This is a genomic window from Collinsella aerofaciens, from assembly GCF_027679495.1.
Classification (GTDB): Bacteria; Actinomycetota; Coriobacteriia; order Coriobacteriales; family Coriobacteriaceae; genus Collinsella; species Collinsella aerofaciens_AK.
This window is the reverse complement of sequence record NZ_JAQEKC010000045.1, coordinates 1-8,043: the sequence shown is the minus strand read 5'-3', so window position 1 is coordinate 8,043 and position 8,043 is coordinate 1. Positions and strand designations below refer to the sequence as shown.

Here is an 8,043-nt window from a genome sequence, read left to right as displayed (position 1 = left end):
GGAGAGAACGCTCCCGCAAACTGCCTCTTGACAACTTATAGGAGCGTCGGTTTTGTTTTCGCGTTTTTTGGCATGGTTGGAGGTAAGGGGCCAAACGTAGTAGATGGGCCGATTTCGTGGCGCACCCACCTCCCCCACGCACAAAAATGCCGCCACGGAGGAGGGAGATGCCTCCGTGGCGGCTGGGGGTGGGGTGGGGGCTACATTTCTGGCTCCCCGCCGGCCGCCCGGGACCTTTTGGCCCCGGGCGCTACCAACGTGCCTAACGCTTACGGATACCCCAGACCAGGGCTCCGACGCCGGCCATGGCGATGACAAATGCCATAAGTAGAGCGGCAGCCTGCTGGTCGCCTGTGGTGGGCAGGAAACCCTTGACCGTCTTGACGATGTTCGTCACGGTCTTAGGCGTGCCGGGATCGGGCGTCGGCACGGGCGTCTCGGGCTTCTTGTACGTGTTGTTGAACACGATACCCTCGACGCTCTTGTCGCCCTTGGTAAAGGCAACGTTCGCCTTGAGGTTGCCCTCGCCGTCGTCGACCACGTTGACGGTCGCGGTAAAGACGGACTTGTCGTAGGTCATACCGGCCTCGTCGCCCTTGACCTCGCTGATGGTGTAGACGTACGTACCGGGCTCGTCGTACTCGAACTTGTCGAAGCTGATCTTGCCGTCGGCATCGTTGGTGACGGTGGACTCGGCGTCCTCGCCAACGAGCTTAAAGCTAAACTCGTCCTTCTTGAGTTCGCGTCCCTCGAGCACCTTGATGGCGCCGATGGAAACCTGCGTGGGCATGGCGTGATACTTGTTGGTAAAGCCAGCCGACTCGGTAGTTCCCTCGAGCTTGTGCGACGCGGTCAGCGTGCCGTCGCCGTTGTCGGAGACGGTGGTCACGACGGTGTAGGTCGTGCCGTCATAGGTGACACCCTTGTACAGGCCGAGCGCGTTGGGGCAAGCCTCGCGCAGCGTGTACGTGTGCGTACCGGGCGCCTCGTAGCGGATCGGGCTCAGCGTAACGTTACCGTTGGCGTCGTTGGTGCCACTAGCGACAGTCACGCCATCCTCGAGCAGCTCAAACGTGAACTCGCCAGCTGCAAGATCGCGGCCGATCAGACGCTTAACCGTCTTGACCTGACCGGTCACGGAAGAGTCGGCGGGCGCCACGCTGTACGTGTTGGTGAACGTGAAGTCCGCACCGTCGTCGCCGTTGCGCACGACACTCAGACGTCCGGCACCGTCATCGGTCACGGTGTAGGAAACCTTGCGCGTGGCGTTGGTGTCATTGGTCACGCCAGGGGCGCTACCGGACTCGGCCACCGTGTAGGTAAAGGCGTGCGAACGCGGAGCGGTGGGGGCTGCGGGCTCGGACTCGTCGCTGGACTCGTCGGCGTTGGCATCAGCGTCGGCGTCGGCCTCGGCTTCGTCAGCTTCGTCTGCCTCGACCTTATCGGTCACATCGGTCGTCACGCCCAGGGCGCGGTTGAGGTCCTCGAGCGTAAAGCGAATCTTGCCAAAGTCCACGTTGCCGGCCGTGTCGTTGGTCGCAGTCGTATGCTCGGGCATCGGGGCGCCCGCCTCATCGGCAGTCACGGTAAAGGTGAACTTGCCCGCGATGTCGGCCGGGGTCAGGCCCTCGGCAGCTTGGAGCTTCTTAGTGCCGGTGAGCGCGGCATCGACGGCTTCGGCGCCGTAGACGTTCTCGAACAAGGGCTCGACGCCGCCGTAGTCGACCGTTGCCGTCAGGGTACCGTCACCGTTGTCGACGACGATAACCTTAAAGCCAAAGCTCCGCGTTGTAGCGGAAACGCCATTCGGCAGCCCGAATAAATCTTCGTAGGCCGTGTAGTTAATGGTCCAGGCAAGCTTACCGTCCTTATCGGTACGATAAGCAAGCCCAGCAGCCTCAAGATTAGCAAGCATCTTAGTGTCGTAGTGCAGCGTATCAAAGCTCACGTGCCCGCCGATATTGGGCTTGAGGTTTTCGTATGCCACAAGCTCACCCTGATAGGCGATGCCGAACCAGAACTCGCCGTCGGCCATCGGGCGGCCGGTCAGAGTCTTGGTGGCAACGACCTGAGCGGCGGTGCCGCCAGGCGTGTTGGTCGTAGCGCTGTAACTGTTGTGGAACGGCACCAGGGCCTTCTCGACCTTGTTCTCGCCACTCTTGTGGACCGTCTCATGCGTGCCCTCGGGACCGCCGGAAACGGTCGTCGTAGCAGTGAGCGTGCCGGCGGTGTCGTCGGCGATGGCGATCGTCACCGTACGCACGGCGTCGTCGTAGGTGTAACCGGGCTGGCCGTCGTTCTTCTCGGCCACGGTGTACGTAAAGGTCTTGCCGGCGTCAGCCTGCGTAAATATAACCTCATGACCAGCCAGAATGTCGATCAGTCCGACCGTTGCCTCTGCCGCTGCGGGGGACTTGAAGCTATTAGCCCCGGACAGCAGACCGAGCGCGCGAGCCGAAGCGTCGTCAGCAGGTGTCACGGTAAAGGTGAACTGACCCTCGGTCATGGGGCGGCCATCCAGATACTTGCTGAGCCACAGACCGCCGGCAGCGGTGTAGTTAAGCTCAGTGCGGTACGTGTTGGTAAAGCGTCCGTTTTCCTTCTTGGTGACGTTGGCGGTCAGGCTGCCATCGCCGTTCTCGGTCACGGTCACTTCGGCGGTTGCGACATGCGCGTCATACGTCACGCCGACCGTGCTGCCCGCGTTCTCGCGAATCTCGTACTTATAGGTTCCGGCGGCAGCATAGTGAATCTTGCCGAACTTGATGGCGGCAATGCCGTCCTTCGCGTCCTTCTTGCTCACGGTTACGGTTGCGGGATCGGGCAGTGGGGCGTCTTCGGGGGCGGTGATGGTAAAGCTGAACTCGTCCCCATCCGTCCAGTCGCGGCCGCTGATGACCTTGCTCAGGTCAAAGTCGAGGTCTGCATCGGTCGGGGTCACGCTGTAAGTGTTCTCGAAGGTCGCAGGCGTGGCGCTCTTCAGCTCGTGCGTAGCGCTGAGGGTACCGTCACCGTTGTCGGTAATGGTGGTCTCGATGGTGTACTTGGCGTCGCTGTACGTGATGCCCTTGCTGGTGGTTCCGCCGTTGACCTCGCGCAGCGTGTAGGGGTACTTGCCGGGCTTGGCGTACTTCACGGCGCCCATCGTGATGTTGCCGCTGGCGTCGTTGGTGCCGGTGGCGACGACCTTGTCGCCCTCGACGAGCTCGAAGGAGAACTCGCCGGCAGCAAGCTCGCGTCCGGTCAGGACCTTATTCGCGGTGATCTGGTCGGTGACGCTGAACTCGTCAGGATTCGGCTTGTAGCTGTTGTTGAACTTCGCCTCGTCGGCTCCATTCAGGACATGCTTCGCCTCGAGCGTGCCGTCGCCCTTGTCGGTGATGGTCGTCTCAATGGTGTAGGTCTTGCCGTCGTAGGTGATGCCGTTGTTGGCGTCGCCCGGGACCTCGCACAGCGTGTAGGTATGCTTGCCGGCAGCGGTGTACTCGATGGGGCTCATCTTGATCTTGCCGCGGTCGTCATTCTTGCCGGTGGCGACAACATCGTTGCCCTCGACGAGCTCGAAGGAGAACTCGCCTTCCTTGAGATCGCGCCCGGTCAGGACCTTGGTCGCCGTGATCTGATCAGTAACACTGAAGCTCTTGGGGGTTACGGTGTAGGCGTTCTCGAAGGTCGCCTTGTCAACATTCTGCAGCTTGTGCTCCACGCTGAGGGTGCCATCGTTGTTATCCTTGACGGTGGTCACAATAGTGTACTCAGCGGTGCTGTAAGTAATGCCGTTTTCGGTGGTGCCGGCCTTGGTCTCGCGCAGTATGTAGGTGTGCTCGCCAGCCGCAGTGTAGGTGACGGGATCCATTACGATCTTGCCGTCGGCATTGTTGGTACCGGTGGCGACCACGTTATTGCCCTCGACGAGCTCGAAACGGAAATCGCCAGCCTTGAGGTCGCGCCCGTCCAGGACCTTGTCCGCGGTGATCAGGTCGGTGACGCTGGAGCTCTTGGGGGTCACGTTGTAGGAGTTCTTGAACTCGGCAACCTTGACGGCCTTCAGAACATGCGTGGCGCTGAGCGTACCGTCGCCGTTGTCCGTGATGGTGGTCTCGATGGTGTACTTGGCGTCACTGTAGGTGATGCCCTTGCTGGTGGTTCCGCCCTTGACCTCGCGCAGCGTATAGGCGTGCGTTCCGGCCTTGGTGTACTCGATGGGGCTCATCGTGATCTTGCCATCGGCGGCGTTCTTGCCGGTGGCAACGACCTTGACGTCCTTGCCCTCGCCCTCGACGAGCTCGAAGGAGAACTCGCCCTCAGCCATGTCGCGGCCGGTCAGGACCTTGGTCGCGGTGATCTGGTCGGTGACGCTCGTCTCGACAGGCGTCACGTTATAGGTGTTGGTGAACGTAAAGGCTGCGTTGCCATCCGGGTTGCGGGACACGCTCAGTTTGCCCTTGCTGTCATCGGTCACGGTGAAGGAAACCTCGCGCGACAGCTTGGCGTCGTTGGTCACGCCAGCGACCTCGCCGGACTCGGTCACGGTGTAGGTAAAGGTATGCTCGCGCTTCTCGGGCTTCTCGCCCAGGGCCTTGTTAAGGTCGTCGAGCGTAAAGGTAATCTTGCCAAAGTCGACCTTGCCCTTGGCATCATTGGTCACGCTCGCGTTCGCGGGCATGGGTGCGCCCTCTTCACCGGTCACGGTAAAGGTGAACTTGCCGGTAATGTCAGCCGGGGTCAGGCCATCAGGAACCTGCAGATTCTTCTTGCCAACAAGCGATGCCTCGGCAGGCGCGGCAGTGTAGGCGTTCACGAACTCGTTGCCGGCGTCTCCGTAGTCAGCCGTCGCCGTCAGGGTACCATCGCCGTTGTCGACAACGGTTACATATGCGTCAATTGCCGACACGGCAGCGCTCACGCCCGCAGGCAGCTTGCCGGTCTGCTCGGCAGCAGTGTAGCGAATGGTCCACGTGGGCTTGTCTGAGCTATCGTCAAACGACGCCTTCTCTTCCTCGACCAGCTTGGCAAGCGACTCGGTCGTATACGTCAGCGGACCGAACTCAACCTTGCCGCCCTTGTTGGTTGCATCCAGCAGAACCTCGTCGTGCTCCGCATAGCTCAGCGCAAACTTAAATTCGTCATCGGCCATCGGGCGCCCCGTGAGCTTCTTGGTTGCCTCAAGAGTCAGCGAGGTTTCCGTCTTGGCGCTATAGGTGTTCTTGAACTCGGTCTCGCCCGAGATCTTTTCAACGTCAGCCTTAAGCCCACCCGTGGCCTTAACCGCCACGGTCACCTTGAACGTGGCAACGTTCTTGCTGTAGGTGATGCCACCGGCGTCGCCCTCGACCTCGCGGACCTCATAGGTGTACTCGCCCGGCTTGTTGTAGGTGATCTCGCCAAAGTTAATGGCCGCCTTGCCCTTGTCATCCAGGTTCGCCTTGGTCACAGTCGCGGTCGCGGGTGCGGGCATCGGGGCGTCATTCTCGGACGTCGCGGAGAGCTCAAACTTAAACTTGTCCGTATCCGTCCACTCGCGACCCTCGAGCACCTTGGTCAGGCCAAAGCTCGTCTTGGTATCCACCGTTGCCGGCGTCACGTTAAAGCTGATCTTGCCGTTGTTGCCCAGGTGAACGTCAACCTCCGTGGCGTCCGACTTGGCAGACGTGTTATTCCACTTGGGATTGAGCACGTCGGCCGCGGTACCAGTAGGGTTGCCGCCCACGAGTTCCTTGGTGGTATGAAGTTCGTCAATAAAGGCCAGTCGCGCGGTTCCCTCACTAAACGACAGGTTGCCGCTCGCATCGCGCACGATTGCGCCCTCAAACTGCGCGGCATGTCCACCGGTAAACTCAATAATAGCTGTGCGGGGCTCGACCTTACTGTCTGTGCCTTTCGCCTCGAACTCATCCTTGTAGTAATAGATGCCCTCGGCAGCCAGCGAGCCCGTCGCAGGCGTTGTGCAGTTCTTATCCACATAAATGGGAGTCTGCTTCTGGAAATAGTAATAACGGTTGGAATCGGCGGGCTCAAAGTTCGCAATCGTATCGCCCAGCGTGCCGCCATTCCACTTGTTCGCGTAGAAGTTCACGGTCTTGGAACCGTTCTCCGCGGTGATCGTATTGCTCTCGATGTAGCCCTTGAGCCCCGCTACCTTCTCGGGCGTAAACAGGTTGTCGAGTGCGTCTCTCTTAACGCTCGAGGTGTAGTTCACCTGGATGGGCTCAGCATCGTCGACCGTAAGAACGCCATCGGTGATCTTAAAGTGGCGCAGCGGAATCAGCGACGCAGGAATCTTGACTGTTACGATATCGCCGGTCCGGGGCTTGCTCTTTTCGGTATGCTGAACGGTGATGACCAAGTTCGCAGCGGCACCCGTAAATTTATAGGTGTCGACATTGCCCTCGGTCTTTATTGCCGGTTTGGCAAACGTTTCGCCGTTGTACACGACAGACGTAAAGTTGTCGACCTGCATAAAGTCGCCCAGCTCGTCAGTAAACGTAATGTAGCCAGACTTATGCTCGCCATAACCGCCGTGAACTTCGGTCGGGTAACCAGCTTGGATAATGCTTCCCGAGATCTCTTCGAAGATTTTCTCGAGCTCAGAGGCGCTGGTTGCCGACTTGTAGTAATTGGCGTTTTCTGCGCGCGCACCAAAGTTGATAGTCCATTCGCCCCAGAAAGAAATACTGGATGAGGCGGCAGGATAGTTGCTCGACACGGCATGCATAAACTTATTCTCGTTGCTTATGCCCTCAGCTGTGGGAACGTCGCTGGGTTTTGCGCCGCTAAAGATACCGATTGCATAAATGTCGGCGCCGTTACCCTTGATCTTCTTGGCGGTGTTGACGGCGCTATTGGCAACCTTTTTCTCGAACCCACTAGAACTCGTAGGTGAACCATCAGTGAAGAAGACAACAATCTTCTTGGCGTCGGCGCGACCAGACGAAAATACCTCATCAGCCAGCTGCAAGCCATAGTCGGCGCGTGTAGAACCGGCAGGATTAATTGCGTTGATTGTTTTCTTAAGATCAGTTGCGCCGGGTTCAGTCGCGCTGGCTTCAGAACAATTGGTCAGGCCCATCATGGTCTGTGAGTAGTTGTAGGTGTACCCATCATCATCACGATAATAGTCATTTCCGACCGTGGTGGACTTATTGCCCGAGAACTTAACGACGGCAACCTGATGCTGCTTGGACTCGTCCGAAATCTTTGCATTTTCCTTGGCGATGGTGTCAATAAAGCTATTGGCAGCCGTCTTCAGCGCATCGATACGCTTGATGGGGTCTCCGTCGCCCATAGGATCACTCATCGAGCCAGAGGCATCCAACACCAGCACGATGTCGAGCGGCTTGCCGGAGACCGTCGTATCGGATGTCGAAGAGATAGCAGACAGCGTGGTCAGGAAATCAGAATCCCCGTTCTCGACTGCCCTGACCGTCTTGTCGGTCCAGATTCGGCCGACGTTTTGAGTTGTTATTTCCTTTCCGTTATAGCCGCCGGCCCAGAACTTCCAGTGGTTGCTGGTGTCGTAGTCGACGACCGTTTTTCCGGTCATGACCGGTCCGTCCATTCCGGTGCTGGACCTGGCGTTGGCCTCGGGCAGCATGGCAAATGCTGCAGCTGGCAATACCAGCACTACGGCAAGTATCACCGCCAAGAGGCCCCTCGTGTACTTACCCATCGTGTCTCCCTTCTCGCGGTCTCAGACCTTGCATCAGCCTAAAGTTACGAAATGAGACACAATTAGGGCAGGTGACACACGTTCCAGATTTGATTTTGGGCGTGAGACAAATGTCTCACCAAAGTTGAGACACGAGAGTTTTTGCAGGAAAACGGGTGCGACTCGGAGCCAACAGGCCAAAATGATCCGTTTTCCTCCGTCCACGGAAGATCAAAAGCTATTACGGATATGGTACCATTTCAAAACTATGCCGGATTACGGGGCTAAAGTCGGGACCCTCATCCATACCCTCATTTTTCGAAAATCGGCAGGCTGTCTACCTGCACTGATAATTGTTCTCGGGGGAAGCGGGCACTGCGGGGCGCGGCAACGGC

The 8,043-nt window shown here is 58.7% G+C and carries 1 protein-coding gene; it reads right to left on the bottom strand.

The window, feature by feature from the left end:
- Positions 1 to 262: 262 nt before the first annotated feature.
- The gene (locus PGW49_RS10170) at positions 263 to 7,669 is read right to left on the bottom strand and encodes a Spy0128 family protein (RefSeq protein WP_270226420.1); all 7,407 of its coding nucleotides are present in this window, start codon (positions 7,667 to 7,669) and stop codon (positions 263 to 265) included.
- Between the last annotated feature and the right edge of the window lie 374 nt (positions 7,670 to 8,043).